The organism is Mesorhizobium sp. 2RAF21 (assembly GCF_052115345.1).
In the GTDB taxonomy this organism is placed as follows: domain Bacteria; phylum Pseudomonadota; class Alphaproteobacteria; order Rhizobiales; family Rhizobiaceae; genus Mesorhizobium; species Mesorhizobium terrae.
The window spans coordinates 185,161-210,576 of the sequence record NZ_JBFRGM010000013.1 but is presented as its reverse complement, the minus strand read 5'-3'; the positions used below and the strand labels follow the sequence as shown (position 1 = coordinate 210,576).

At 64.3% G+C, this 25,416-nt stretch carries 28 protein-coding genes and 1 riboswitch; of the genes, 15 read left to right on the top strand and 13 right to left on the bottom strand.

Annotation, left to right across the window (positions count from 1 at the left end; translation table 11 throughout):
- Positions 1-137: 137 nt before the first annotated feature.
- The 4 genes from AB4136_RS22285 to AB4136_RS22270 form a co-directional block, all read right to left on the bottom strand.
- Positions 138-569 (bottom strand): DUF1284 domain-containing protein, encoded by a 432-nt coding sequence (locus AB4136_RS22285; protein ID WP_024922834.1) that lies wholly within the window; start codon positions 567-569, stop codon positions 138-140.
- A 25-nt stretch (positions 570-594) separates the two neighbouring features.
- Positions 595-1,176, bottom strand: coding sequence for a biotin transporter BioY (locus AB4136_RS22280; RefSeq protein WP_024922833.1), 582 nt, complete (start codon positions 1,174-1,176; stop codon positions 595-597).
- 139 nt (positions 1,177-1,315) lie between these two features.
- On the bottom strand, positions 1,316-2,209 hold the full coding sequence (locus AB4136_RS22275; RefSeq protein ID WP_024922832.1) for an EamA family transporter: 894 nt from the start codon (positions 2,207-2,209) through the stop codon (positions 1,316-1,318).
- 91 nt (positions 2,210-2,300) lie between these two features.
- A complete protein-coding gene (locus AB4136_RS22270; RefSeq protein ID WP_024922831.1) occupies positions 2,301-3,170 on the bottom strand; it encodes a LysR family transcriptional regulator in 870 nt (289 codons plus the stop codon).
- A 230-nt stretch (positions 3,171-3,400) separates the two neighbouring features.
- Here AB4136_RS22270 and AB4136_RS22265 point away from each other — a divergent pair, with 230 nt between their 5' ends.
- The 3 genes from AB4136_RS22265 to AB4136_RS22255 are packed head-to-tail and all read left to right on the top strand — an operon-like array spanning position 3,401 to position 5,770.
- Entirely contained in the window at positions 3,401-4,174 is a 774-nt protein-coding gene (locus AB4136_RS22265) for a DUF3108 domain-containing protein (RefSeq protein ID WP_024922830.1), read from the top strand.
- 31 nt (positions 4,175-4,205) lie between these two features.
- Complete coding sequence (gene yddG, locus AB4136_RS22260) at positions 4,206-5,099, top strand: aromatic amino acid exporter YddG (RefSeq protein ID WP_024922829.1); 894 nt, start codon at positions 4,206-4,208, stop codon at positions 5,097-5,099.
- The gene (locus AB4136_RS22255) at positions 5,096-5,770 is read left to right on the top strand and encodes a lysoplasmalogenase (RefSeq protein ID WP_024922828.1); all 675 of its coding nucleotides are present in this window, start codon (positions 5,096-5,098) and stop codon (positions 5,768-5,770) included. Before yddG ends, AB4136_RS22255 begins: the two co-directional genes overlap by 4 nt.
- On the opposite strand, the gene AB4136_RS22250 is transcribed toward AB4136_RS22255, so the two are convergent.
- Together AB4136_RS22250 and gloB are read right to left on the bottom strand one after the other, a co-directional pair.
- Positions 5,767-6,195, bottom strand: a complete 429-nt coding sequence (locus AB4136_RS22250) for a cupin domain-containing protein (protein WP_024922827.1) — start codon at positions 6,193-6,195, stop codon at positions 5,767-5,769. The genes AB4136_RS22255 and AB4136_RS22250 overlap by 4 nt on opposite strands.
- The gene (gene gloB / locus AB4136_RS22245; RefSeq protein ID WP_024922826.1) at positions 6,196-6,963 is read right to left on the bottom strand and encodes a hydroxyacylglutathione hydrolase; all 768 of its coding nucleotides are present in this window, start codon (positions 6,961-6,963) and stop codon (positions 6,196-6,198) included.
- Positions 6,964-7,111: 148 nt separating this feature from the next.
- On the opposite strand from gloB, the gene AB4136_RS22240 reads away from it, so the two are divergent.
- Positions 7,112-7,900 (top strand): class I SAM-dependent methyltransferase, encoded by a 789-nt coding sequence (locus AB4136_RS22240; RefSeq protein WP_024922825.1) that lies wholly within the window; start codon positions 7,112-7,114, stop codon positions 7,898-7,900.
- The gene (locus AB4136_RS22235; RefSeq protein ID WP_024922824.1) at positions 7,897-9,735 is read left to right on the top strand and encodes an ABC transporter ATP-binding protein/permease; all 1,839 of its coding nucleotides are present in this window, start codon (positions 7,897-7,899) and stop codon (positions 9,733-9,735) included. The genes AB4136_RS22240 and AB4136_RS22235 overlap by 4 nt, the downstream gene beginning before the upstream one ends.
- A 61-nt stretch (positions 9,736-9,796) precedes the next feature.
- Here AB4136_RS22235 and AB4136_RS22230 read toward each other — a convergent pair whose 3' ends face one another.
- Positions 9,797-11,350 carry an MFS transporter gene (locus AB4136_RS22230; protein ID WP_024922823.1) on the bottom strand — a complete coding sequence of 518 codons (1,554 nt, stop codon included), beginning with the start codon at positions 11,348-11,350 and terminating at the stop codon, positions 9,797-9,799.
- A 140-nt stretch (positions 11,351-11,490) separates the two neighbouring features.
- On the opposite strand from AB4136_RS22230, the gene AB4136_RS22225 reads away from it, so the two are divergent.
- Positions 11,491-12,348 carry a LysR family transcriptional regulator gene (locus AB4136_RS22225; RefSeq protein ID WP_024922822.1) on the top strand — a complete coding sequence of 286 codons (858 nt, stop codon included), beginning with the start codon at positions 11,491-11,493 and terminating at the stop codon, positions 12,346-12,348.
- Positions 12,349-12,377: 29 nt separating this feature from the next.
- On the opposite strand, the gene metA is transcribed toward AB4136_RS22225, so the two are convergent.
- A complete protein-coding gene (gene metA / locus AB4136_RS22220) occupies positions 12,378-13,301 on the bottom strand; it encodes a homoserine O-acetyltransferase MetA (RefSeq protein ID WP_024922821.1) in 924 nt (307 codons plus the stop codon).
- Between the two features lie 49 nt (positions 13,302-13,350).
- A riboswitch (SAM riboswitch) is annotated at positions 13,351-13,428 on the bottom strand.
- 151 nt (positions 13,429-13,579) lie between these two features.
- Between metA and hisC the strand changes: the two genes are divergently transcribed.
- The gene (hisC, locus tag AB4136_RS22215) at positions 13,580-14,686 is read left to right on the top strand and encodes a histidinol-phosphate transaminase (protein ID WP_024922820.1); all 1,107 of its coding nucleotides are present in this window, start codon (positions 13,580-13,582) and stop codon (positions 14,684-14,686) included.
- 4 nt (positions 14,687-14,690) lie between these two features.
- Positions 14,691-15,626 carry a prephenate/arogenate dehydrogenase family protein gene (locus tag AB4136_RS22210; RefSeq protein ID WP_024922819.1) on the top strand — a complete coding sequence of 312 codons (936 nt, stop codon included), beginning with the start codon at positions 14,691-14,693 and terminating at the stop codon, positions 15,624-15,626.
- A gap of 113 nt (positions 15,627-15,739) precedes the next feature.
- On the opposite strand, the gene AB4136_RS22205 is transcribed toward AB4136_RS22210, so the two are convergent.
- A complete protein-coding gene (locus AB4136_RS22205; protein ID WP_024922818.1) occupies positions 15,740-16,738 on the bottom strand; it encodes a DUF2125 domain-containing protein in 999 nt (332 codons plus the stop codon).
- Between the two features lie 97 nt (positions 16,739-16,835).
- On the opposite strand from AB4136_RS22205, the gene AB4136_RS22200 reads away from it, so the two are divergent.
- Complete coding sequence (locus AB4136_RS22200) at positions 16,836-17,384, top strand: gamma-glutamylcyclotransferase (RefSeq protein ID WP_024922817.1); 549 nt, start codon at positions 16,836-16,838, stop codon at positions 17,382-17,384.
- A 59-nt stretch (positions 17,385-17,443) separates the two neighbouring features.
- On the top strand, positions 17,444-18,391 hold the full coding sequence (locus AB4136_RS22195) for an aldo/keto reductase (protein WP_024922816.1): 948 nt from the start codon (positions 17,444-17,446) through the stop codon (positions 18,389-18,391).
- A 42-nt stretch (positions 18,392-18,433) separates the two neighbouring features.
- Here the strand turns inward: AB4136_RS22195 and AB4136_RS22190 are convergent, their stop codons facing one another.
- The 3 genes from AB4136_RS22190 to AB4136_RS22180 form a co-directional block, all read right to left on the bottom strand.
- Positions 18,434-18,799: a response regulator gene (locus tag AB4136_RS22190; protein WP_024922815.1), complete on the bottom strand. Its 366-nt coding sequence runs from the start codon at positions 18,797-18,799 to the stop codon at positions 18,434-18,436.
- A gap of 86 nt (positions 18,800-18,885) precedes the next feature.
- Positions 18,886-19,428, bottom strand: coding sequence for a hypoxanthine phosphoribosyltransferase (gene hpt, locus AB4136_RS22185; RefSeq protein WP_024922814.1), 543 nt, complete (start codon positions 19,426-19,428; stop codon positions 18,886-18,888).
- Between the two features lie 50 nt (positions 19,429-19,478).
- Positions 19,479-20,081, bottom strand: coding sequence for a hypothetical protein (locus tag AB4136_RS22180; protein ID WP_244431192.1), 603 nt, complete (start codon positions 20,079-20,081; stop codon positions 19,479-19,481).
- A gap of 233 nt (positions 20,082-20,314) precedes the next feature.
- On the opposite strand from AB4136_RS22180, the gene ftsE reads away from it, so the two are divergent.
- The 3 genes from ftsE (at position 20,315) to AB4136_RS22165 (ending at position 22,766) form a co-directional block, all read left to right on the top strand.
- Positions 20,315-20,974 (top strand): cell division ATP-binding protein FtsE, encoded by a 660-nt coding sequence (gene ftsE / locus AB4136_RS22175; protein WP_024922812.1) that lies wholly within the window; start codon positions 20,315-20,317, stop codon positions 20,972-20,974.
- A 1-nt stretch (position 20,975) separates the two neighbouring features.
- Entirely contained in the window at positions 20,976-21,959 is a 984-nt protein-coding gene (locus AB4136_RS22170; protein WP_373426405.1) for a cell division protein FtsX, read from the top strand.
- A 114-nt stretch (positions 21,960-22,073) separates the two neighbouring features.
- A complete protein-coding gene (locus tag AB4136_RS22165; protein WP_024922810.1) occupies positions 22,074-22,766 on the top strand; it encodes a YdcF family protein in 693 nt (230 codons plus the stop codon).
- A 25-nt stretch (positions 22,767-22,791) separates the two neighbouring features.
- On the opposite strand, the gene AB4136_RS22160 is transcribed toward AB4136_RS22165, so the two are convergent.
- Positions 22,792-23,415, bottom strand: coding sequence for a pyridoxamine 5'-phosphate oxidase family protein (locus AB4136_RS22160; protein ID WP_024922809.1), 624 nt, complete (start codon positions 23,413-23,415; stop codon positions 22,792-22,794).
- Positions 23,416-23,577: 162 nt separating this feature from the next.
- On the opposite strand from AB4136_RS22160, the gene AB4136_RS22155 reads away from it, so the two are divergent.
- Both AB4136_RS22155 and AB4136_RS22150 read left to right on the top strand, forming a co-directional pair.
- Complete coding sequence (locus AB4136_RS22155; protein WP_024922808.1) at positions 23,578-24,483, top strand: LysR family transcriptional regulator; 906 nt, start codon at positions 23,578-23,580, stop codon at positions 24,481-24,483.
- A 132-nt stretch (positions 24,484-24,615) separates the two neighbouring features.
- On the top strand, positions 24,616-25,410 hold the full coding sequence (locus AB4136_RS22150; protein ID WP_024922807.1) for a lysophospholipid acyltransferase family protein: 795 nt from the start codon (positions 24,616-24,618) through the stop codon (positions 25,408-25,410).
- The last annotated feature ends 6 nt before the right edge of the window (positions 25,411-25,416 follow it).

The window sequence follows — 25,416 nt, the reverse complement described above, 5'->3', positions numbered from 1 at the left end:
CGCAATAATAGAGTATGTGCTCTATTATTGCAATTCCCGGAGAAGGAGGCGAGAGACAGCAGCGAGCAGGAGCCCGTTCCGAAGACTGGAACAGGTCACTCCTCCGCACGCGGAGCCTGGTCGTGTGGGATCGATGGCTAGGAGGAAGAGCGGTTAAGACGCACGTCCTGGAAACCGGAAGCGGCGATCGTGCTGCACAGGTCGAACCATTCGCAGCCCTGGCAGGCCTGCCGCGTGGTGCCGGCGCGGAAAGCCTGGCGCATGCGCTCGATTGTCGGACCGTCCAGGGAAAATCGCTCGCCTTCGCGGACCGGACGGCCGATCAGGGTCTCGACCGCATCGGCCGCCAATCGGTCGCGCTCGGACACGCTGTCCTGGAAACAGTGGTGATCGGTTTCGGTGAGCCTTGGCTGGCAGATGTCGTCTGGACCGGCGACGAGGAGCATGTCCTCGCCGCCGCTCAAACGTTCCACCACCCGGTCATAGCCTTGCGTGAAGGCCTCGCTGTAGCCCTTGCCGACATAGGTCAGCATGCACAGCAGGTGATGGGCGCGGATGCGGACGGTCACGTCAGCCCCGCGAAGTCGGATGATCTCAGAGCGAGATCTTGGCGCGACGCACCGCTTCGATGGTGGCGGTAGCCAGCACGGCCTTCAGGATGCCGCCGAGCACGAAGGGGGCGAAGCCGAAAGTGTAGGCCTTTTCCGCGCCAATCATGCCGGCAAGCACGATGGTGCCGAACACCAGGATGAAAGCGTTGCCGGCCAGCATGGCGACGACGTTGCGGACCAGGCGGCCCTCGGCGGTCCAGCCGCGCTCGGCCAGCCAGCCGACAAGAGCGGCGGCGATCGGGAAGGCGGCGAGATAACCGGCGGTCGGGCCGGCGAAGTGGGCGAGGCCACCGGCGCCGCCTGCGAGGACCGGAGCGCCGAGCGCAGCTTCACCCAGCCAAGCGAGAACCGTGGCAAGGCCGAGGCGCCAGCCATAGAGTGCGCCGACCAGCGTGACGGCGAAGGTCTGCATGGTCATCGGCACCGGGAACATCGGCACCTCGATCCAGGACGAGGCGGCGAGGAACAACGAGCCCAGGAAGACCGCGGCGACTTTGACCGCCAGCGGGCGGCCGGCAAGGCGCAACGGGACAAAAGTGGTGGAAGTCATGGCGGGAGCGTTCATCGGGCCTCTCCGGGTCAATTATGGTTCGCGCCGACGTTTGTTGCCGGCTTGTCGCGCATATTTCACAGCTGCATGGTGCAACGCAACTAAAGAACGCGACAAGCGGATTGCCATGTCCGACCCGTGAGCACGAACAAGGCTAGCTTTGGCTCGATGCCGTTCCGACCGCGCTGGTTGCAACGACGAGCGCCACGCCGATGAGTTGCAGGGCCGCCATTGCCTGACCGAGGACGATGAAGCCGGCGCTGGCGCCGATTGCCGGCTCCAGGCTCATCAGCAGCCCGAACGCCGACGCGTTCATGCGGCGAAGCGCCATGAGCTCGAGCGCGTAGGGAAACAAGGGAACAAGCACCGCGAGCAGCCCTGTCGTCACGAGTGCTTCCGGGGAAAGTCCCAGCTGTGCCTGGTGAAAGCCGAAGGGCGTTGCGACAAGGGCGGCAAACAGCAAGGAAAGGCACAGGCCTTCCAGACCTTCGAACTGCTGGCCGGCATATTTCGTCAGCACGATATAGCCGCCCCAGCCAACCGCCGCGCCGAGCGCGAACAGCACGCCGATCGTGTCGGCCACCCATGCGCTGCCGTCCCAGGAAATACAAAGGACACCGAGCGCCGCGATGACCGGGCATAAGAGACGCCAGCCTCGCCCGCCGAAGATCGTGGCGACGGTCAGAGGTCCCAGAAACTCGATCGCCACGGCGAGCCCGAGCGGAATGCGTTCGATCGCGGCGAAGAAGCAGAGCGTCATCATCGCCATGACCGCACCCAGCGCCGCGGCCGTCGCCCATTGCCGCCTTGAAAAACTGAGCAGCGGCGGGCGCACGACTATCATCAGCACGATTGCCGCCCAGCAAAGCCGCAGCCAGGTCGTGCCGAACGGTCCCAGTTCCTGCATGGCTGGTCGGGAGAATGCCGCGCCGAATTGCACGCTGGACATTGAAAGCAGGCAGAAGGCGATTGCGAGATAGAAGCCCCCGCGAGAATGTTGCCTGACAGGCGCATTCCATTGCGGATCGGCGGTTTCAGCTTCGGCCATGACAAAACGTTCCCTTACCTGTCAGGGCCAGCAATAGATGAATTGGCAAATTCAGGAATGGTGATAATTCTGATGCTCGTATCAGGAATTTTTATGTTTTGTCGATCGAGCGATCGGCGAACCCCTCGCGCAGAAACGATGCCAGCTCGTTGACCAGCGGGGGCGAGTTCGCGCCAACAAAGATGCCGAACTCGGCGATCGGGGCGGGCGGCAAGCGCAGGCGACCTTGCACATTCTCGCAATCCGGCGGCAGGCTTTCGGGAAGCATAAGGCCGATGCCGAAGCCCGCCCTCAATCCCGACACCAGGGCCGCGAATGTCGAGACGCGGCAGCCGACACGCCAGGGCAGCCCGGCCTCCGCGAGCGATGCCAGCATCCGGTCCTGCCAGGAGCAGGCGCTTTCGAAGAGGACGAGCGGAAGCTCCGCTTCAGCGTCGATCTCGATGATGCGGCTCGCACCCCAGACCAGAGGTCGCGACATATAGCCGGATGGCGCCGAGGCGAAACGGACCGGATCGGCGATCACGATGTCGCTGCGGCCCTCGTCGATCGCCTTGGCGAGATCCGCGCCGCTCGCCGATGTCAGGGCGATCTCGACCGAAGGATGCCGGCGACGAAAATCGGCGATGATGGAAGGAAGCCTCGTCATCGCGAGATCCTCGATGATGCCGAGCCTTACCCGTCCGATCAGCATGCGCCCGGCGATCTGGCGGCGGACATCTTCGCCAAGGGCGATGGTCTTGCGGGCATAAGCGAGAACGATTTCGCCGGCCTCGGTGAGGATCATGCCGCGCGAGGAACGCAGCAAAAGCTGGCTGCCGAACTCGGCTTCCAGGCGCTGAAGCTGCATGGAGACCGCGGCCTGGGTGCGGGAGAGACGCAAGGCTGCCTTGCTGACCGTGCCTGCTTCGGCAACGGCAACGAAGGCACGCAGCAGGCGGATATCGAGATCTGCTTCCATCAGCAGGCCTTATTTCGTGGCAACCGGTATAAGGCTAGGCGCTGGTGCGGAGCGAGGCAACTCTCCAGAACGGGTGTGGTCGAACCGTGGGTGTCGCCTTCGATGGAAGGTCGCGGCGGGGATTGCCGTCATCCTCACACAAATGCCGGAATCGACCTGTTGAGAGACGCCTGGGGACATGCTGGATTAGCTTTCGATTGTTGCCGACCGTCAAAAGGATCGCAGTCTTGATGCCGCGTCTTGTCGTTACCCTGCCCATGCTGTTTGCGCTGGCCGCGCCGGCCGCGGCCGCCGATTCCTTCCATGGCGAATACACGGTCTCTTTCTTTGGCATCACGGTGGCCCGATCGAGTTTCGACAGCCACTACGAAGGCGATAAATACACGATCGACGGCAGCGCCTCCGCCGCCGGGCTGGCGCGTATCTTCGACGATACGTCGGGCACGCTGACGGCAAGCGGGCGCTTTTCGCGCGAGGGCGTGCAGTCGCAGGGCTTCCGCGCCGACTACACGTCGGGCAAGAAGGTGTCGATGGTCGACATCCGCTTTACCGGCGGCAAGGTGTCTTACACCCAGGTGCTGCCGCCGCCAAAACCGCGCGGCGACGACTGGCTGCCGCTCGACGCCGGCGACTTGAAGGGGGTTGCCGATCCGATCGCCGCCACCGTCATCCGCGCCGGCAGCCTCGACAGCGTCTGCGGCCGGACGGTGAAGATGTATGACGGTGAGATGCGCGCCAATCTGGTGCTGACGCCGGTCAGCAAGGGCAAGATGGCGGTGAAGGGGTATCAGGGGCCGACGGTGACCTGCCGCATGAACCTGCAGCCGGTTTCGGGCTACGCCCAGCGGCGCAAGGCGCTCAAATTCCTGCGTGACCGCTCCAAGATCATGGTGACGTTTGCGCCGCTCGGCCAAACCGGGATATATGCGCCGATCTATGCAACCGTAGGCACCGAGATCGGCACGATCACAGTCAAGGCACGGCGGTTCGAGGCAAAAAACTAGGCGCGCAAAGACGCGCCACCGGGAGGGGGACATGGGGCGCGCGACACTGATAGGCTTTTGCGCCGTGGCGATGTGGGCGCTTCTGGCGCTGCTCACCGACGCTTCCGGCACGATGCCGCCGTTCCAGCTTTCGGCCATCACCTTCGCCATCGGCACCTGTGTCGGCCTGGTGGCGCGGCTGTTCATGCCCGCCGCCGCCAAGCAGGAACCGGTCCCGGCCATCGTGTGGGTGATCGGCATTGCCGGCCTGTTCGGCTATCACTTTTTCTACTTCACCGCGCTGCGCAACGCGCCTGCGGTGGAGGCCAGCCTCATCGCCTATCTGTGGCCGCTGCTGATCGTGTTGGGCTCGGCCCTGATGCCGGGCGAGAAGCTGGCCTGGAACCATGTCGCCGGCGCTCTGCTCGGCCTCGCCGGCACGTTCCTGATCGTCACCAAGGGTGGCGGGCTGGCGTTCGACGCCCGCTACGGCTTCGGCTATGCCATGGCGGCGGTCTGCGCGGTCGTGTGGTCGTCCTATTCGCTGCTGTCGCGGCGCTTCCCGTCGGTGCCGACGACGATCGTCACATGGTTCTGCCTGGCGACCTCGGTGCTTTCGCTGGTCTGCCACCTGCTGCTTGAGCAGACTGTGTGGCCGCAGAATTCAGGCCAGTGGCTGGCGGTGCTGGCTCTCGGCCTGATGCCGGTCGGCGCGGCCTTCTATGCCTGGGACATCGGCGTCAAGCGCGGCAACATCCAGGTGCTGGGCGCCGCCAGCTATGCCGCGCCGCTTCTTTCCACGCTGGTGCTGATCGCGGCTGGTTTCGCGGAGCCCAGCTTGCGCATCCTCGCCGCCTGCGTGCTGATCACCGGCGGCGCCGTTCTGGCGGCGAAATCGCTTTTGTTCGGCAAGCGCGCGACGGTCGAGAATGGAGCGGGCGCATGATGCCGTTTCCAGGTGGCATCGAGGCGACGCCGAACGGCACGCTGATCTTTTCCGTCGTGGCGGCGGTCGTCTACGGTTTCGCGATCAGTCAGCCGCCGTCGCTGTTGCGTTCGGCTGCCAAGACGCTTGCGGTCGCACTTCTAGCCGCGCTCGCCTTTCTTCTCGGCGGGCCGCTGTTGCTGGTCGCCGCACTCGTACTCAGCGCACTGGGCGACGCGTTCCTGTCGCGCGACGGCGAAGTCGCTTTCCTCGGCGGGCTGGGCAGCTTCCTCGCCGCGCATCTGGCCTATGTCGTGCTGTTCGTGGCGATGGGCAGTGGCCTTGCGGCGCTCGGCGCCGCATCCTGGCGCGTTGTTGCCGCGCTTGTCATGGCGGTGTTCGCGGCCGGCATGTTGCGGCTTCTGTGGCCGCGCATCGGATCCGACCTGAAAGCGCCGGTCGCCGTCTACGTTGCCGCCATTTTCGCCATGGGCGTGACCGCGCTGACCACCGGCAACGCGTTGGTCATTGCCGGGGCGGTGATGTTCATGGCTTCGGACGCGTTGCTGGCGACCGAGAAATTCTTGGCCGACACCGTGGAAGGGCATCGCGTCTGGATGCGCTATGCGGTGTGGGTGCTCTATTACGTGGCGCAGATGGCCATCGCGATGGGCTTCCTGCGCCCGGTTTAGGAAACCTTCGGCTGCCAGCCAGGTTCCGCCAGTTCGAACACTGAGAAGTCGAATCCCGGCGCCACCGTGCAGCCGACGAGGGTCCAGTCGCCGAGGCTTCGGGCGGTCTGCCACCATCCCGCCGGCACGACGATCTGCGGGCGTTCGCCAGCGGCAAGATCGATGCCTAGCACATGCTGGCTGACGTCACCGCCTTCCCGGTGCATCGAAAGCTCTATCGGCGCACCGGCGTGATGGTGCCAGATTTCCGAAGCGTCCTTCACCCGATGCCATGCCGAGACCTGACCGCGTTCGAGCAGGAAGTAGATGGCGGTCGAATGACCGCGCCCGCCTTGCGGCGCATCGCGGAAGGTCTCGACATACCAACCGCCTTCCGGATGCGGCTTCATGTCGAGCGTGGCGACGATCCCGGCCGGCGTCATCATTCAGAAAATGTCCTTGCGCTTGCGGATCTCGGCGAAGACCTCGGCGTCGCTCGCCTTCTCCATGCCGAGATGCCGGCGGATCGCCGGATCGTGCCAGCGCAGGAATGGATTGGTCGACAGTTCCTCGCCGATGGTGGTGGGAAGCGTCGGCTTGTCGGCGGCGCGCAGTTTTTCGATTTTCGCGGCACGTTCCTTCAGGGCGGAATTGGTCGGATCGACCGTCAATGCGAAACGCGCATTGGACAGCGTGTATTCGTGGCCGCAATAGACCGCAGTGTCGGCCGGCAGGGCGGCCAGTTTCTTCAGCGAATCGTACATCACCGCCGCCGGCGCCTCGAACAGCCGGCCACAGCCAAGCGCGAACAAAGTGTCGGCGGTGAAGACGACCTTCGACTGCGGGAAATGGTAGGAGACATGGCCGGCGGTATGGCCGGGCGTGGCGATCACTTCCACGGTCTCGGTACCGAATTTCAAGCTGTCGCCGCCCTTCACGGTGCGGTCGATGCCCGGGATCTTGGCCTTCTCCGCCGCCGGGCCGACGATCTCCAGACCGAAGCGCTGTTTGAGCGCGAGATTGGCCTCGACATGATCGGTATGGTGGTGAGTGGTGAGGATCAGCGACGGCGTCCAGCCGGTGTGTTTCACCGCGGCAAGGATGGCGGCCTCCTCCGGCGCGTCGATCAGCGCGACCGCGCCGCTCGCCGGCTCGCGAATGAGCACGCCGAAATTGTCCTGGCGACACATGAACTGCTCGATCTCGATCGCCATGGCCGGTCTCCTTGATTGCCGCAGACATAAGAGGCCCGATGCCTCCTGTCACCCTTTAAAGATGCCGGCGCGATCCTACTTGTCCCAGGACACGGTCGACAGGCCGCGCTTTGTTGACTCCAGCACCATCGCAGATACGGTCCAGCCAATGCATTCAGATATTGTCGATCTGCGCTCCTTCTATGCCTCGCCGCTCGGACAGCTGACCGAGCGTTCGATCACCATGGCGCTGTCGGCTGTCTGGGCCAGCGTGCCCAACGAGCGTCTGGTCGGGCTGGGTTACGCGCTGCCGTGGCTGGAACGTTTCGGAGCCGATGCCGAACGCACCTTCGCCTTCATGCCGGCGACGCAAGGCGCGGTGGTGTGGCCGGCGACCGGTCCGGCCGCGACGGCACTGGTGTTCGACGAGGAACTGCCTTTGGTCGATTCCTCCATCGACCGCATGCTGCTTGTCCATTCGCTGGAGCATGTCGAGAGCCCGCGCGAAACGCTGAACGAGATTTGGCGCGTGCTGGCGCCGGCCGGCCATGTCGTGATCGTGGTGCCCAACCGGCGCGGCGTATGGGCTCGTTTCGAACATACGCCGTTCGGCACCGGGCGGCCCTATTCACGCGGGCAGATCGCCGAATTGCTGCGCGAGGCGAACTTCACCCCGGCGGCGTGGTCGGACGCGCTCTATTTTCCGCCGTCGCAGCGTCGTTTCATGATGCGATTCCACAGCCTGTTCGAAAGCGCCGGCCGCGCCATGTGGCCGATTTTCTCGGGCGTCATCGCGGTGTCGGCGCAAAAGCGGCTCTACCAGGGCGTGCCGGTGGCAAAGCGGGCCTCGCGGCGTGTCTTCGTGCCGGTGCTGTCGCCGCAGGGCGCGGCCACCAGCCTCGGCAGGCAAGGCGAGCCTCTCGATCGGCTCGACACGACGGGAGTGCAATCGCGATGAGCGATACCGGTGCCCCCCAGGTCGAGACGAGCAGTCTGCGCGACCAGCTGATGACCGTGCGCCAGGGCCTGGTCGGGTCGCCGTCGCGCAAGGCATTGCTCGGCTTCAGCTGGGTCCTGCTCGCCGTCATCGTCGCCACCGCCTATGGCCAGATCCTGCTCAACCGCTGGAACCAGCCATTCTACGATTCGCTGCAGCGGCGCGATCTCGCGGTGTTTCTCGATCAGCTGGTCGTCTTCGCGATGATCGCCGGCGGGCTGCTGGTGCTCAACATCGGCCAGCAATGGCTGAACCAGCGCTTCAGGCTGAAGCTGCGCGAAGCGCTGACGATCGACCTGATCGAGGAATGGCTGAAGCCGAACCGGGGTTTCCGCCTCGCCAATGCGGGCGCCATCGGCGTCAACCCGGACCAGCGCATGCAGCAGGATGCCGGCCATCTGTCGGATCTCTCGACGGATCTCGGCGTCGGCCTGGTGCAATCCTTCATCCTGCTCGTCTCGTTCGTTGGCGTGTTGTGGGCGCTTTCGGCGGGTTTCGTGTTCCACATCGGCAGTCATGCCATCGCCATTCCGGGCTACATGGTGTGGGCGGCGTTTCTTTATGCCGGCATCGCTTCCTGGCTGAGCTGGCTGGTCGGGCGGCCGCTGATCGGGCTGAACAGCGACCGCTACGCGCGCGAGGCGGACCTGCGCTTTTCCATGGTGCGGGTGAACGAGAATATCGACGCGATCGCCCTGTCGCACGGCGAAGCGAGCGAGAAGCGGCGGCTGACGGCCGATCTTTCGGCGCTGATCGGCTCGATCCTGCGTATCTTCCGTGCCCAGATCAATCTCGGCTGGGTCACCGACACCTATGGCTGGATCACCGTCGTGGCGCCGATCCTGGTCGCCGCGCCGGTCTATTTCGCCGGCGACATCACCTTTGGCGGATTGATGATGGCGGTGGGCGCCTTCAACCAGGTGCACTCCTCGCTGCGCTGGTTCATCAACAATATCGGCGCCATCGCCGACTGGCGCGCCACGCTGATGCGCGTGGCCGATTTCCGCATGGCGCTGCAGGAGACCGACAAGCTGCACGACACCGAGCAGCATATCGAGGTCTTCCAGACCAAGAACGGGACCATGGTTTTCGACGACCTGATTGTCGGTGCGACAACGGGCTGTTCCAGGCTTGTGGAAAAGACGGTGACGATCAAGCCCGGCGAGCATGTGCTGATCACAGGCGATCCAAGCGCCGGCAAGACGCTGTTCTTCCGCGCCGTGGCCGGCCTGTGGCCCTGGGGCTCGGGCCGCATCGGCATGCCCGCCGCCGAACTCGCCTTCGTGCCGCGCACGCCCTATTTCGCGCCGGGCACGCTGCGCGAAGTGCTGATCGATGGCATGACCGGCATCGATGACGCGAAGCTCGCGGCAGTGCTGACCGAGGCTGGGCTCAACCGTCTCGCTGCTTCGCTCGACCGCAACGCGCGGTGGGACCGGGAGCTCTCCGAGGAGGAGCAGCGGCTGGTGGCGTTCGCCAGGCTGGCTCTGCAGAAACCGGACTGGGTGATCATCGACGAGGCGATGGATACATTCAGCGCCACGACAGCCAAGCGCATCTTTGCCATGCTGGACAAGCACCTGCCGGAGGCGGCTGTCGTCAATATCGGGCGTGGGCAGCACAACTATAATTTCTTCCCGCGCGCGCTCGACATCATCAAATGCTCGGACGTGCCGGCATTGAAACCGCCGCGGGTATGGGCCGGCGCGCTGGAACCGCCGCCAGTGCCACGCAAGCGCAACGGCAATGGCACGAAGCGTAACGGTGCGAACACCAAGGTCGAACAGGTGCTTTAGAGAAAGCGGATACGGCCCGTCGATCAGGTGGGCCGTATCTTTGGGCGAATCCCCGTCGACGTCAGAGAACCGGGGTTTCCGCGCGCGCTTCGGATGCCGGCGCGGTGCCGGCCTTGCCCGAACCGAAGATCGCGAAGGAGAGCGCGGCCAGAACCCAGACGCCGAGCCCGCCATAGGCCATCACCCAGCCAAAGCCTTCGACCAGCGCCGAGTGGACGGCGGTTGCGGGAATGGTCAGGCTGGGTTGCGCCGCGTCCTGCAGGTTTGCCGTGTTGCCTGCGGCAATCTTCTCGGCCACGGCGCGCAGGTCGGCACCGTCGGGCGAGCCGGGCAGGGCCTTCTCCAACCCGTGCAGAATGCCTTCGACAAGGACAAAACCCATCACGGCGATGTTGACGGCGAGCGCGATCAGCCTGGCGCTGGCGTCGATGCCCGAGGCCATGCCGGCACGGCTGGCCGGCACCGAGCCGGTCGTCATGTTGGTGGCCGGCGTCGTCGTCAGGCCAAGGCCAATGCCGGCGATCAGCGCGCCGGGCAGTACGGTAAAGCCGCTTGCCCCTTCGATGCTGCTGCCCAGCCACATGGCGATGAAGCCGAGACCTATGGTGAACAGGCCGAGCGGGATGACGATGCGGGCGCTGGTGCGCAAAAGCAGGTACTGAGCCACCGGTGACATCACCAGGAACGGCACCGTATAGGCGAGCACGGCGAGCCCGGTTTCGGTGCTGTTGTAACCGAGGCTGGCGGTGAAATAGATCGGCAGGTAGACCATGAACGGCCAATAGCTGAAGTTCATGCCGATGCAGCCGACGATGGCGCCCGAGAAATCACGGATGCGGAAGACCGAGAAGTCGAACATCGGGTAGGGATGCAGCCGCTCGACCGCAATGAAGGCGACGAGGCCGACGAGCGTCGCGGCGGCTATGCCGAGGGCCGTCGGGCTGACGAAGCCGAGATCGGCGCCCTGGGTGATGTAGTAGGTCAGGCCGAAGACCGCGGCGCTCAGCAGGGCGATGCCGAGCAGATCCAGTCTCTTGGCCTGCGGATCGCGCGATTCTTTGACGCTGGCGAAGGTGAGCGCCAGGCACAGCAAAGCCAGCGGCGCGTGCACGAGGAACACCCACTGCCAGGTCGACAGGGCAACGATCATGCCGCCGATGATTGGCCCGAAGCCGAGGCCGATGCCGGAGATGACACCCCAGACGGCGAAGGCGCTGCCGCGTGCCTTCGCGTCCTGGAACTGGTTCGAAAGGATGGCGATGGAGCAGATGAACATCGCGCCGCCGGCCATGCCCTGCAGGAAGCGGCTTACGATCAGCACCGTCGTGTTGGGGGCGAGGCCGCACATCAGCGACGTCACGCCAAAGGCGGCGACCGTCACGGCGAAAACCAGCCGGCGGCCGAAGCGATCGGCCAGTGTTCCCGTTGCCATCAGCACTGTCGTGCAGGCGATGGTGTAGGCGTTCATGATCCACTGCATGTCCTTGAAATTGGCCTGCAGCACATGTTCGAGCGTCGGCAGGATCACCGGCACGCTCGATATTTCGAGGCCGAACATCAGCGCGGACAGACAGATCGCGACCAGCGCCAGATTGTCTCTACTCGTCAGCTTCATCCCTTGTCTCCGGCTGGCGGCGGCGGGGACAGAAGGTCCGGCGCCGCTGGTTATTTGGAAACATCCCAGATAGGCGAAGCTTGATCATGCATAAATGATATGCAACCATATTTCAGTGATAACAAAATTGGATGAATGAGATGCTGTGGCTGGACGCAGAGGCCGTGCGCAACTTCGTCATGGTGGCGGAACTGCAGAGTTTTACGCGTGCCGCCGATGCCCTCGGTTCAACCCAGGCCGCGGTCAGCGTCAAGCTGAAGCGGCTGGAGGAGCGCATCGGCCGCAAACTGATCGAACGCACGCCGCGCCGGGTCAGGCTGTCGGCCGACGGTGCGCTGTTCATCGATTCGGCACGGGCCTTCCTGACCGCGCATGACAATGCGGTTGCCGGCCTGTCTTGCGGCATCCGGCGCTTTGCGCTCGGCATTGCCGGGCATGTCGCCGGGCCGGAGGTGACGACGCTGCTGGCGCGGCTCAACAAGCACGACCCGGCGCTGACGATCGAGGTGCAGGTCGACAATTCGAGCGTGCTGCTCGACGCCTTCGATCGCGGCAAGCTGGATGCGGCCATCGTCAGGCGCGAGGACGACCGCCGTGACGGCGAGGTTCTCGGCCCCGAGCATTTCGGTTGGTTCGCCACGCCCGACTTCCACCATCGCCAGGGTGAGCCGATTAGGCTGGCGGCATTGGCGCCGGCCTGCGGTGTCCGTGATCTCGCGACGCGCACGCTCAACGATGCCGGCATTCCCTGGGTCGAAGTGTTTCTTGGCGGTGGCTCGTCCGTTGTCACGGCTGCTGTTTCGGCCGGGCTCGCCACGGCCGTTTTTTCCAGCCGGCTGGCACCGCCCGGCACCGTCGAGATCAGCCGCAAGTTCGGCCTGCCCGAGGTGCCGTCGTCGGAAATCGTGCTGCATTCGACGCTGACCGACAGGCGTTCGCGCGAGGCGCTGCGCATCCTCGCCTGCGCCTTCCGCGAGCATCGCGCCACGGCAGCGTAGAGGGCTGCCGCAGCCTTTTTGCCGATCGGCTAACGATCCTTGCCGATGTTTTCCAGGTCGTAAGCGGTGGTCTGGTAGACCCGGTTGATCCAATTGCCGAACAACAGATGAGCATGCGAGCGCCAGCGGTTGAGCGGCGGACGTTTTGGATCGTCATCGGGGTAATATTCGTGCGGCACCGCGATGGGTGTGCCGGCGGCCACGTCGCGGTCGTATTCTTCCTTGAGCGAGGTCGAATCATATTCGATGTGGTTGAACATGTAGAGCCGGTTGCTGGCTTGCTCGGCGAGCAGGCTTGGGCCGGTCTCCTCCGAATCCATCAGCAATTCGAGGCCCGAGCCCTTGGGGATGTCGGTGGCGCGAACCTCTGTCCAGCGCGACACGGGGATGGCGAAATCGTCCGAGAAACCGGCGAGATAGGGCGAGGCGGGAGCGTTGTTGCGATGGCGGAAGACGCCGAACGCCTTCTCCTCCAGTGTGTATTTTGGAACGCCATGGAAATGCCACGCGGCGGCCATCGCTCCCCAGCAGATGAAGAACGACGAATGGACGTTCGTCGTTGTCCAGTCGAGGATGCGCTTGAGTTCGTCCCAGTAGGTGACGTCCTCAAAGGGCAACAGCTCGATGGGCGCACCGGTGATGATGAAGCCGTCGAACTTGCGATCCTTTACCTCTTCCCAGGTCTGGTAGAAGGTGATGAGGTGGTCTTCCGAGGTGTTCTTGGCCTTGTGGTTGCCGATGCGCACCAGGGCCAGCTCCACCTGCAGCGGGCTTGCGCCGATCAGGCGGGCGAACTGGGTCTCCGTCCGCACCTTGTTGGGCATGAGGTTGAGCAGGCCGATCTGCAAGGGACGGATGTCCTGACGGAGAGCGGTCTGCTCGTCCATGATGGACACGCCCTCTTTCACCAGTACTTCACGGGCGGGAAGCTGATCCGGAATCTTGATCGGCATGGTGCGAACTCCAAAAACAAAAACCGGCATTGCTGTCGCAAAGCCGGTTTACGGATCGCAAACGGCCCTTTAGCGACTTATTTAACGTGGCTGCAAGCCGACCGGCCAAATCACCACGGGTCTATGCCCTGCTCTTACGCCCGGTAGCGGATTGCGTCAACCGTACGCCGGCTGTCGTGCCAGCGCGCCCGGCTTGCCGGTTTTCCTCGACATTCCGCAGTGCGGACGGTATTTCCGCCATGGCCTCCGGCCGGAGGCGCACTTCACGGATTTTCGATATGACCAAGGCAAACGACCCGCTTCGCCCTCAGCCCCGCGCCGGCATCATGGATATCGAGGCCTATGTGCCCGGCAAGAGCACCGCGCATGGCGTTGCCAAGGTTCATAAACTCTCGTCCAACGAAAACCCGCTCGGACCGTCGCCCAAGGCGATCGAGGCGGCGCGTGAGGTGGCGGCGAAGCTCGACATCTATCCCGACGGCTCGGCCAAGCGGCTGCGCGAGGCCATTGCCGAAACGTATGGATTGAATGCGGCCAACATCGTCTGCTCGAACGGCTCCGACGAGATCCTCGGGCTGCTTTCGCAGATCTACCTAACGCCGGACGACGAGGCGATTTTCACCGAACACGCCTTCATGGTCTACAAGATCTATATCAAGGCGGCCGGCGCTACCCCCGTGGTAGTCAAGGAAACCGATGAGCGCGCCGATGTCGACGCCATTCTGGCGGCGGTGACGCCGCGCACCAAGATCATCTTCCTTGCCAATCCCAACAACCCGACCGGCACCTATCTGCCGTTCGACGAGGTGCGGCGGCTGCATGCGGGGCTGCCGAAGAACATCCTGCTCGTGCTCGACGCGGCCTATGCCGAATATGTCCGCCGCAACGACTATGAAGCGGGGATCGAACTGGTGGCGTCCAGCCGCAACGTGGTGATGACCAGAACTTTCTCGAAGATCGGGCTTGGTGGCGCGCGCGTCGGCTGGATGTACGGGCCGCTGGAGATCGTCGACGCGATCAACCGCGTGCGCGGGCCGTTCAACGTCAATGCCGTGGCCATAGAGGCAGGTATCGCGACCATCCGCGACCGAGCCCATATCGAGAAAAGCGTCGCGCACAACGAAACGTGGCTGCGCTGGCTTTCGGAGGAATTCACCGGGCTCGGCCTGCGCGTGACGCCGAGCGTCGGCAATTTCATCCTGATCCATTTTCCCGACGACGCGAAACATTCGGCGGCGGCGGCGGACGATTATCTGAGCGAGCGAGGCTATATCCTGCGGCGCGTTGCCGGCTACGGTTTTCCCAACGCGCTGCGGATGTCGATCGGAACCGAAGAAGCCAATCGCGGTGTGGTCGCCGCACTCGCCGCATTCCTGAAAAGCTAGAGATATGTCCGAACCCCTGTTTGAAAAGATCGCACTGATCGGCATCGGCCTGATCGGTTCCTCGCTGGCGCGCGTCATCCGCCGCGAGGGCCTTGCCCGCCACATCGCCATCTCCACCCGCCGCCCCGAAACATTGAAGCGGGCCGAGAACCTTCAGCTCGGCGACAGCTACAGCACCGACGCCAGGACGGCCGTGCGCGACGCCGATCTCATCATCGTGTCGGTGCCGGTCGGCGCTTCCGGCACCGTCGCCGAAGAGATCGCACCGGCGCTGAAGAAGGGGGCGATCCTCACCGATGTCGGCTCGACCAAGCAGTCGGTGGTCGCGCAGATGTCGCCCTTCGTGCCGGAGGGCGTGCACTTCATTCCCGGCCATCCTCTGGCCGGTACCGAGAATTCCGGCCCGGATGCCGGCTTCCCGGATCTGTTCGACAACCGCTGGTGCATCTTCACGCCGTTGCCGGACACGGACCCCTTGGCGCTGGAGAAATTGTCGACGTTCTGGCGCCGCTGCGGCTCGAACATCGATACGATGACGCCCGAGCATCACGACATGACGCTGGCGATCGTCTCGCACCTACCGCACATCATCGCCTACAACATCGTCGGCACCGCCGACGACCTGGCCAATGTGACCAAGTCCGAGGTCATCAAATATTCGGCTTCCGGTTTCCGCGACTTCACCCGCCTTGCCGCGTCGGACCCGACCATGTGGCGGGACGTGTGCCTGCACAACAAGGACGCGATCCTGGAAATGCTGGCGCGCTTTTCGGAGGACCTGTCCTCGCTGCAGCGGGCGATCCGCTGGGGCGACGGCGACAAGCTGTTCGACCTGTTCACGCGCACCCGCGCCATCCGCCGCTCGATCATCCAGGCCGGCCAGGACATCGACGTGCCCGACTTCGGACGCCAGGTGGTGGAGCATCCGGAGAAGAAGTGAGGAAGGCGGCAGTCGGCAGTCGGCAGTCGCGGAATAGTGGCAGCGCATCCGGCAGCCTGTCTTGCGATTGCTAAGCTACGAGTGAGCAGTTTCGACTGCCGACTGCCGACGACCTATTCGACAGGCTTGATCATCCCGAGCGGGATGAAACCCAGCGAAGCACGGCCCTTCACCACTTTCAGCGGCATGGCCGGTTCGTTGCCCAGCATCGACAAAGCGGCGAAGCCCTGCTGGATCTGGTTGGCCTGCTCGGGAATGGCGGTGGCCAGGATGCCCGCGACCGCCTTCGGGTTCTGCAGCTTGATGTTGAGGGTGGCGTCGATCAGCCCGTCGGCATCCACCGAAAGCGGGCCCGACAAGGCGATACGGGCCTCGCCCGAAGACAGTTCGAGATTGCGGATATCGACCGACTGGCCGCGCAGGCTCTTCGGCGGCGTGGCGATCAGCGCAACGCCGTTCTTCACAGTCATGTCGCCCTTGCCGTCGAAGGGCGGCAGCACGCGGCCGCCGATGGTATGCGCGTCGATCTCAAGGTCGGTGAAGGCGTGGTTCAGCACGATGTCCTGACCGGCGGGGCTGGCATCCAGCGCGAGCTGGCCGACGCTGAAGAGTTGCACCGGGTCGGTCTCGTCGGCCGGGTCCGTCTGGCCGTTGAAACCTTCGGCGGCGAGCGAAACCTTGCTCGGCAGCGGCCACCAAAGATGGGTGCTGGCCTGAAGGCTGTCCCAGTCGATCCATAGCGGTAGCATGCCAGGCACCGAAGTCCGTAGCGGACCGTCCAGCTCGGCGTTCGGAACCAGTGGCCGTAGCAGACTTGCCGCGGCCACCACGCCGCCGGACGCGGCCGCCACGTTCCTGGAATCATCCTGATAGGCCAGCGCGTCGCAGGTGACGACGAAGCGCAGCGGGTAGCCGCTGACGGTCAGGTTGGAGCAGTCGGCGTTGGCGCCCTTGGCGGCGAGCGCGGCAACCGCGTTGCCGGCCTCGCTCTTGACGCGCGCGGCCAGCCAGAACCAGCCGGCGCTGTAGAGCCCGAACAGCACCAGCAACAAAATGATCAGCCGGATCGGCCAGCGCCGACGCTTTGGCTTGGTCTGGTCGCTTGACGTCATGCCGTGGCCCTCGATAACGCATGAAGAACCGGAAAGGGAACCATCCCGGTCGAAATGAAACGTGCGGATGGCAATATCCGCATACAGGCTTGGCGATATGGGCGATTTTTGGGTTTTTGGCTATGGTTCGCTGATCTGGCGTCCCGGTTTTGCGCATGTCGAGACGCGGCGGGCGCGGCTTTACGGCTATCGCCGTTCGCTTTGCGTCTATTCCTTCGTGCATCGCGGCACGCGTGAACGACCGGGTCTTGTGCTCGGCCTCGATCGCGGCGGTTCCTGCATCGGCCTTGCCTTCAGGGTGCCCGGCGAGCTGCGCGACGAGGTGATCGGCTATCTGCGTGAGCGCGAACTGGTCACGCATGTCTATCTTGAGCGTTGGGTGCGCCTTGCGCTGGAAGATGGCAGGACCGTCGATGCGGTCACCTATGTCGCCGACCGGGGCCACGAACAATATGCCGGCGCGCTGGCCGAGGCCGAGGCGGCGGCCGTGGTGCGCGGTGCGGCCGGCCAGTCCGGCGTCAACGAAGACTATGTCTTCAACACCGTCCGGCATCTCGAAGCACTCGGCATTCGCGACCACTGGCTGGAAACGGTCGCGCGGCTGATCGCTCCGGTTGAAAACACGCCGGCCCCATTGAACGGGTAGCCACAAGACCTAGGTTGTAGCCGGGAACCAGCGGGCCGCTGCTGTCAGGGAGAATAATCTTGCAGAAACGTATGCTCGGTCGAACCGACCTCGAAATCGCGCCGCTCGTGCTGGGTGGCAACGTCTTCGGCTGGACCGCCGACGAAAAAACCTCCTTCGACCTGCTCGACCGTTTCGTGGACGGTGGCCTGAACACCATCGATACCGCCGACGCCTATTCGCGCTGGGTGCCCGGCAACAAGGGCGGCGAATCGGAGACGATCATCGGCAAGTGGATGAAAGCGCGCGGCAACCGCGACAGGGTGATCGTCATCACCAAGGTCGGCTCCGACATGGGCCAGGGCAAGAAGGACCTGTCGGCCGCGCATATCGAGCGGGCGGTCGAAGCCTCGCTGAGGCGGCTGCAGACCGACGTCATCGATCTTTACCTGTCGCACTGGCCGGACCCGACGGTACCCTACGAGGAAACGCTCGGCGCCTATCAAAAGCTGCTCGCCAAAGGCAAGGTGCGCCATATCGGCTGCTCCAACCTCGACGCCGGGCAACTGCGCGCTGCGCTCGACGTCGCCAGGCTGCGCGACCTGCCGCGCTACGAGGTGCTGCAGCCGGAATACAATCTCTACGACCGGGCTTCCTATGACGGTCCGTTGCGCGACCTGTGCATGGCCGAGAGGCTCGGCGTCATCACCTATTTCAGCCTGGCGAAGGGGTTCCTGTCCGGGAAATACCGCGGCAAGGCGGATCTCGGCAAAAGCGCGCGCGGCGAGGATGTGGGCGCCTACCTCAACAAGCGCGGCATGCGCATCCTGGCGGCGCTCGACGCGGTGGCCGCGCGCCATTCGGCCAGGCCGGCGGAAGTAGCACTTGCCTGGGTCATCGCCCGGCCTGGCGTTACCGCACCGATTGCCAGCGCAACTACGCCCGAGCAGATGGCAAGCCTTGTCCGGTCGGCCTCGTTGGTGTTGACCGCGACCGACATCGAGGAACTCGACAAGGCGAGCGGCTAGAAGCCCGTTTTCCGGAAACCTGTCTTTGGAGAGAGGGGCCGGTCAGGCCGCCAAAGCGCGGCCGACGCGGTCGCGGATTTCGGCCAGCGTGAACGGCTTCTGCACGACGTCGAGGATAATACCGTTCAATTCGTCGGCCCGTTCGCGCTGGTCGGCATAACCGGTCACCAGCATGATCTTGAGCGCCGGGAAATTGGCTGCGGCCGCCTTGGCCATCTCGATGCCGTCCATCTCCGGCATACGGATGTCGGAGACGATCAGGTCGTAGTTGCCATTGGCGGCGCGGATCGTTTCCAGCCCCTGCGCGCCGTCGGCGGCAACGTCGATGCTGTGGCCTGCGCGTTCGAGTGCGCGGGCGGCGAGAGTGCGGACGGATTCATCGTCCTCGACGATCAGGAGCTTTGCCATGGGCAAGGTTTTGCCCGGCAAGTGTTGACGTTTCCTGAAAGACCGAAACGGCGCCAGGCTATTTTAGCGATGGCTGTGGAAAGGCGTCAGGTTTCGTCCTTGACGACGCCGACGAAGGGCAGTTCGCGGAAGGCATGGCCGACATCCATGCCATAGCCAACGACGAAATAGTCGGGGCAATCGAAGCCGACATAGTCGGCGTCGAGATCGGTCTTGCGGCGCATGCGCTTGTCGAGCAGCACGGCGATCGAACAGCTCCTGGCGCCACGCGACAGCATCAGCTCGCGGGCGAATTTCAAAGTCTTGCCGGATTCCAATATGTCGTCGATCAACAGCACGTCGCGGCCCGCGACTTCGTTGTCGATGTCGCGCAGCACACGCACTTCGCCGCTCTCCGTTCCGGCGCCGTAGCTGGAAATGAAGATGAACTCGACCTCCGGCGACAGGCCCGCATCGTGCATGGCGCGGATCAGGTCGGCGGCGAAGATGAAGGACCCTTTGAGCACCGAGATGACCAAAAGGTCGTGGTAGTCGTGCGCCGCGATTTCCTTGGCGAGCTCCAGATTGCGCCGGGCGATCGCCGACGCTGAAAACAGGACCTCGATGTTCTTGCCGCGCACAACTGGCATGGAAAGCCTTTCCTGGGGAGCGCGTCCGGGATCGGCCGAGGCCGCGCCCGCTATTGCGCGAAGGTGACCGAGACGGCCGTTACCCCGTTTCTAGGCACGTCGAGCCGGCTGGAAAAGGCAAATCTTTCGCCTGGTGCCAATGCGCGGCCGGATGTCCCCAGCCCATAGCGGGTGATGTGCCCATCATTGCCGGTGACGCGGATCTCGAGCGGCGGCAGGGCCGCCGCCTGATCGCCGTCATTGCCGGCCTCGCCGTCAACCATCAGCAACGGCTTGAGGCCGGTGCTGTCGACGCGCGAGGTGACGCCGGAAATGCTCAGCGCCGTCATCGGATCGCTGGCGCCAAACAGCGTGGTCTGGCGAAACAGCGCGTGCCCTCCGGAAATCCAGAAGGCGGCGAAGGTGACCGCGACGCCGAGGCTCCAGAACAGCGGACCGCCCCGGCCCGAAGCCTCTTTTTGCGGGGTTGCCACCGTCTGGCGCAGCATGCCCATGCCGTCGAGGGACGGCACAGTTTCGAGCATTGGCGCGGCGGCCGGTTGCGGGTTTCGTTCGGCGGAGATGCCAGCATCGGAGGGCAGCACGATGAATTCGGCATCGATCACGTCGGCGGTCGCGGCGAAGCCATCATGGGCCGCCGTTGACGCGGTCATGATTTCGCCGGAAACCGGGCGTGCCCTGCCGCGATCGACCATCCTGCTCCTCGGTCGCCTCTGTTCGCCGTCTGTTTCCATGCGATAGACAAAAATGGTTAATGCTTCACAACCGGAATCGTTTTACAGCCGCCATTGGCGCCGAAATTTAACCGGCGGTTAACCATGCCGGTCGATGGTCGTTTCGTAGAGACGGGCGGACTGCCGCCAATGAAAGTTCCAGGTCGCCGCACGTGATCCGCTTCGAAAATGTCGGCCTCCGCTATGGGATGGGTCCGGAGATTCTCCGTGACATCACCCTGCATGTTCCGGAGCGCTCCTTCCAGTTCCTCAGCGGGCCTTCGGGCGCCGGCAAGACGACGCTGCTGCGCCTCTTGTTCCTGTCGCTGAAGCCGACGCGCGGCCTGATCACCGTCTTCGGCAAGGATCGGGCGCGCATCACGCGCGAGGAACTGCCGCATCTGCGCCGCCGCATCGGCGTCGTCTTTCAGGATTTCCGCCTGCTCGACCATATGACGACCTATGAGAACGTGGCGTTGCCGCTGCGCGTTCGCGGCCGCGAAGAGGCGAGTTACCGCACCGATGTCGTCGAACTCTTGAAATGGGTCGGATTGGGCGACCGCATGCATGTGCTGCCGCCGGTGCTGTCGGGCGGCGAGAAGCAGCGCGCGGCGATCGCGCGCGCGCTGATCGAGCAGCCGCAGATCCTGCTCGCTGACGAGCCGACCGGCAATGTCGACCCGCAACTGGCGCGGCGGCTGCTCCGGTTGTTCATCGAACTCAACCGGCTCGGCACCGCCGTGGTCATCGCCACCCACGATCTCGGCCTGATGGACCAGGTCGACGCCCGCCGCCTCATCCTGGCCGGAGGAAGGCTGGACATCTATGACTGAGATGGCCGCCGATCACGAAGAAGACGTCGACGACGTCCGCTACACCGAGACGCGGCCGCGCGTGCAGCGCAAGATGGCGCCGATCGTGCCGGCGCAGAACATCGCCGGGCGCGCGCTGGTGTTCGTCATCGCCATCATGACCTTCCTGTCCTGCCTGACCTTCGGCGCGGTGACGCTGGTGCGCAGCACCGCTGTCGTCTGGGAGAACCAGATCTCGCGCGAGGCGACGGTCCAGATCAAGCCGGTGGAAGGGCTGGACATGGAAGCAGCACTGGCTGCCGCCGCCGAGATCGCCGGCGGGTTCCCGGGCGTCAAGGGCACCAGCATCGTCGATCGCGACGCCACCGCGCGGCTCTTGGCACCATGGCTGGGCACCGGCTTGAACATCGACGAACTGCCAGTGCCGCGCCTCGTCGTCGTCACCATCGACGAGAACAGCCCGCCCGATTTCGCCGCCATGCGCACGGCGCTTGCCGCAAAGATAGCCAGCGCTTCACTGGACGATCACCGCACCTGGGTCGACCGGCTGGTCGCCATGGCGCGCACGACGGTGACCATCGGCATGATGGTGCTGGTGCTGATGCTATCGGCCACAGTGCTGACGGTGGTGTTCGCCACGCGCGGTGCCATGGCCGGCAACGGCCATATCATCGAGGTGCTGCATTTCGTCGGCGCCGAGGCGCGCTTCATCGCCCGGCAGTTCCGCCAGCAATTCCTCATCACCGGCATGAAAGGCGCGGCCGCCGGCGGCGCCGCGGCGGTCGTCGTCTTCCTGGTGTTTTCGTGGTGGACGTCGCATAATATGGCAACGCCCCAGGCCGACCAGGCGGTGGCGCTGTTCGGCAGTTTCGCGATCGGTTGGGCCGGCTATCTCGGCGTGGTGCTGATGGTGTTGGTCATCGGCGTGCTGACGGCCGCGACATCGCATGCCACGGTGATCGCCTATCTCAGCGATCTCGATACGCGCCAGACCGACGGCGGCTGAAAAAGGGCGGGTGACGTCGCGATGCGAAACCCCTATCCAACCATGAATTGTCCCTCGCCTTCGGAGCGTGCTTTCTCCTACCAAAGGCCGCAATTCGCCGTTAATCATGACGCCATGAAAAGCCGCGATTCTGCCGACACGGCCGAGGCCGCGCGGGGCACTATGTCTGTGCCGCGCGGTGCCTCCCGGCTGCGGCGAGCGGCGCGCTACACGGGTTTCGTGATCCTCATTGGCCTCGCCTTGTATCTTGTGGGCTTCGGCTGGTTCGCCGGGCATGTCAGCCGCCTCTCCACACCGGCCGATCCGGAGCCGGCCGACGCCATCATCGTGCTTACCGGCGGCCAGTCCCGGCTGGACGCGGCGATGGAGCTTCTGGAAACGGGCAAGGGGGCGCGGCTTTTGATCAGCGGCGTGCATCCGACCGCCAGCCGCAAGCAGTTGCAGAAGGCGACCGGAGGCGACACCAAGCTCTTCGCCTGTTGCGTCGACATCGACCGCGCCGCGCTCGACACGATCGGCAATGCCGAGGAAAGCGCCAAATGGGTGCGCAGCCACGGCTATAGCAGCGTCATTCTGGTCACCAACAACTATCACATGCCGCGCAGCCTTTTGGAGATGGGCCGCCTGCTGCGCAACGCGCGGCTGGTGCCTTACCCTGTGGTCAACAGCAGCCTCGACAATGGCGGCTGGTTGACCAAGCCAGGCGCATTCAGGGTGCTGTTCACCGAATACAACAAATATCTGCTGGCGCTCGGCCGCATCGTGCTGCCGATCAGGCCAGCCTTCGCCAGCCACGGGGGCGACTAGGGCACTTCCCGCCGGGCGCAGCCGGTCAACCGGTCCGGTTCATTGCACGCAGCTTGACGATCTCGGCTTCCAGCGTGGCAATGCGCTTGTCCCGTTCGGACAGGATTGCGGCAACGTCCGCAGCCTCGAAACGCTGCGGGATGTGTTGCGGGCAGTTCGCGTCCCAGGCCGAGACGGTGAACAGGATGACCTGTTCGGGCCGCGCCTTGTAGCCTTCCGGCATCAGGCGGGCGAGCAGGTCCGGATCGTTTTCGACAACCCGCGCCTCGCCCCAGATCTTGATGCGCTGCCGCAGCATGTAGTCGATGAGGAACAGGAAGGCCCTGTTGTTGTCGGCCAGATTGCCTTGCGAGATGAACTGGCGGTTGCCGGAGAAGTCGGCGAAGCCGATGGTGCGCCGGTCGAGCACGTTCAGGAAGCCGGCCGGCCCGCCGCGATGCTGGATATAAGGTTGGCCCTCGGCATTGGCCGTGGCCAGGAAGACGCTGGTCTGCGCGGCGATGAAGGCCGCCAGATCAGGCGAGATGTCCTGCTGCCAGCCACGCTCCTCGGAGCGGGCATAAGCTTGTCGCGAACCCTTGCGGGCCTGTATCGCCTTCACCGTCGGTGTGAAGGCAACGTCGCTTGCATAGATATGCGGGGTGGCCATCGTGGGTGCCTCGTCAGTCTTTCGGCCCTTTCGCCACGCAACGCCAGCCTTGGCGAAACGAGCAACGCGCGGCTCGGGGAGATCAGCACGAAGCTGGGGTCTTTCACAATGCAGAAGTAGGTGGCATTGTTGAGAGATATTGTTCCGAATATTGGAATAATGATGGATCGCCTCAACTCGATGTCGCTGTTTGTCGCCGTGGTCGAGGCCGGTAGCCTGTCGGCCGCCGGCCGCAGTCTTGGCATGCCCTTGGCCACTGTCAGCCGACGAATCTCGGATCTCGAGAAGCACCTCGGCACCAGGCTGCTCAATCGCTCGACGCGCCGGTTGGAGCCGACCGATGTGGGGCGCTCCTATCTCGCCGCATGCCGGCGCATCCTGCAGGACATCGAGGAAGCTGAGCAGGCGGCGGCGGGCGAATACAGCGCCGCCCGCGGCGAGCTTGCCGTGACAGCGCCGATCGTGTTCGGGCGCCTGCATGTGCTGCCGGTGATCGCTGATTTCCTCAGCGCCTATCCGGAAGTCGATGTGCGGCTTAGCCAATCCGACACGCTGCGGCGCCTGATGGAGGAACATATCGATCTGGCCGTGCGCATCGGCAACCTGCCGGATTCCAGCATGGTCGCAACACGGGTCGGTACCATTCGCCGTGTGGTTTGCGCGAGCCCTGCCTATCTCGATGCTCATGGCGTGCCTGCGACGCCTGCAGGCCTAGCTGCCCATCAATGCGTCACCTTCGAGGGGTTGGCGCTTCCCGCCGCCTGGACCTTTGCCGAGAGGCGAGTGGAAAGCTCGGTTCCCGTGCGGTCGAGGCTGAAGGTCAACACCGCCGAAGCCGCCATCGATGCGGCCGTGGCCGGTGTCGGCCTGGTGCGCGTGTTGTCCTACCAGGTCGCCGAGGCGGTGCGGACCGGCACGCTCAGGCTGGTGCTGGAGGATTTTGAACCGGCACCCTGGCCGGTCAGTCTCGTCCATGCCGGACAGGGCCTGCTGCCGTTGAAGCTGCGCGCCTTCCTGGACTTCGCCGCGCCACGGCTGAGGGCCCGACTGGCGGGTCTCGGCATCTGATACATATCAGCGACTTCGCCGCGTTCCGGGATCGAATGGCGTCGAATTCGCTGGCAAAATCGAGTTACCGGCGTCATTTCCATTTTGCCCAAGCATGGTGTAACCAACAGGCTTCCTCACCGGACTCTCCGCATGCTCTATATTCGCTCGCTGGCGTTCAACCTCGCCTTCTATGTCAGCCTGATCGTCCAGATGATCGTGTGGACGCCTTATTATTTCCTGTCGTCGCGCCGCCGGGCCTGGCTCGTGCCGAAGTTCTGGTCGCGCTCGTCGATGTGGCTCTACAAGGTGATCGCCGGCACGGACAGCCAGATCACCGGTACGGAAAATCTACCCGAGGGCTCCTTCATCCTGGCGCCGAAGCACCAGTCCTTCTGGGACGCCATTGCCTTCTTTCCGTATCTGAAGGACCCGCTCTACATCCTGAAGCGCGAGCTCACCTGGATCCCGTTCTTCGGCTGGTACATCATGAAGATGCGCATGATCCCGGTTAACCGCGGCAGCCGCTCCAAGGCGTTGAAAGCGGTCATCGCGGCCACCAATGCGGAACTGTCACGCAATCCGCGCCAGCTCATCATCTATCCCGAGGGGACGCGCCGGGCGCCGGGCGATGAACCGGCCTACAAATATGGTATCGTCGAACTCTATTCGCAGCTCGGCGTGCCGGTGGTGCCTGTCGCCCATGTCGCCGGCCTTTACTGGCCGCGCCGCAAATTCCTGCGCTATCCGGGCACGATCAAGGCGCAGTTCCTGCCGCCGATCCCTCCAGGACTCGAAAGGGAAGAGTTCATGCGCCGGCTGATCGGCGAGACCGAAGCGGCCTGCGACGCGCTGTTGGTCGAGGCAGCCAATTCGAAGAACCCGCCGCCAATGCCACCGACCGCCGCCAAGCGACTGTCGCAGCTTCGCGCCGCCGCGAAAGCCTGAGACGAC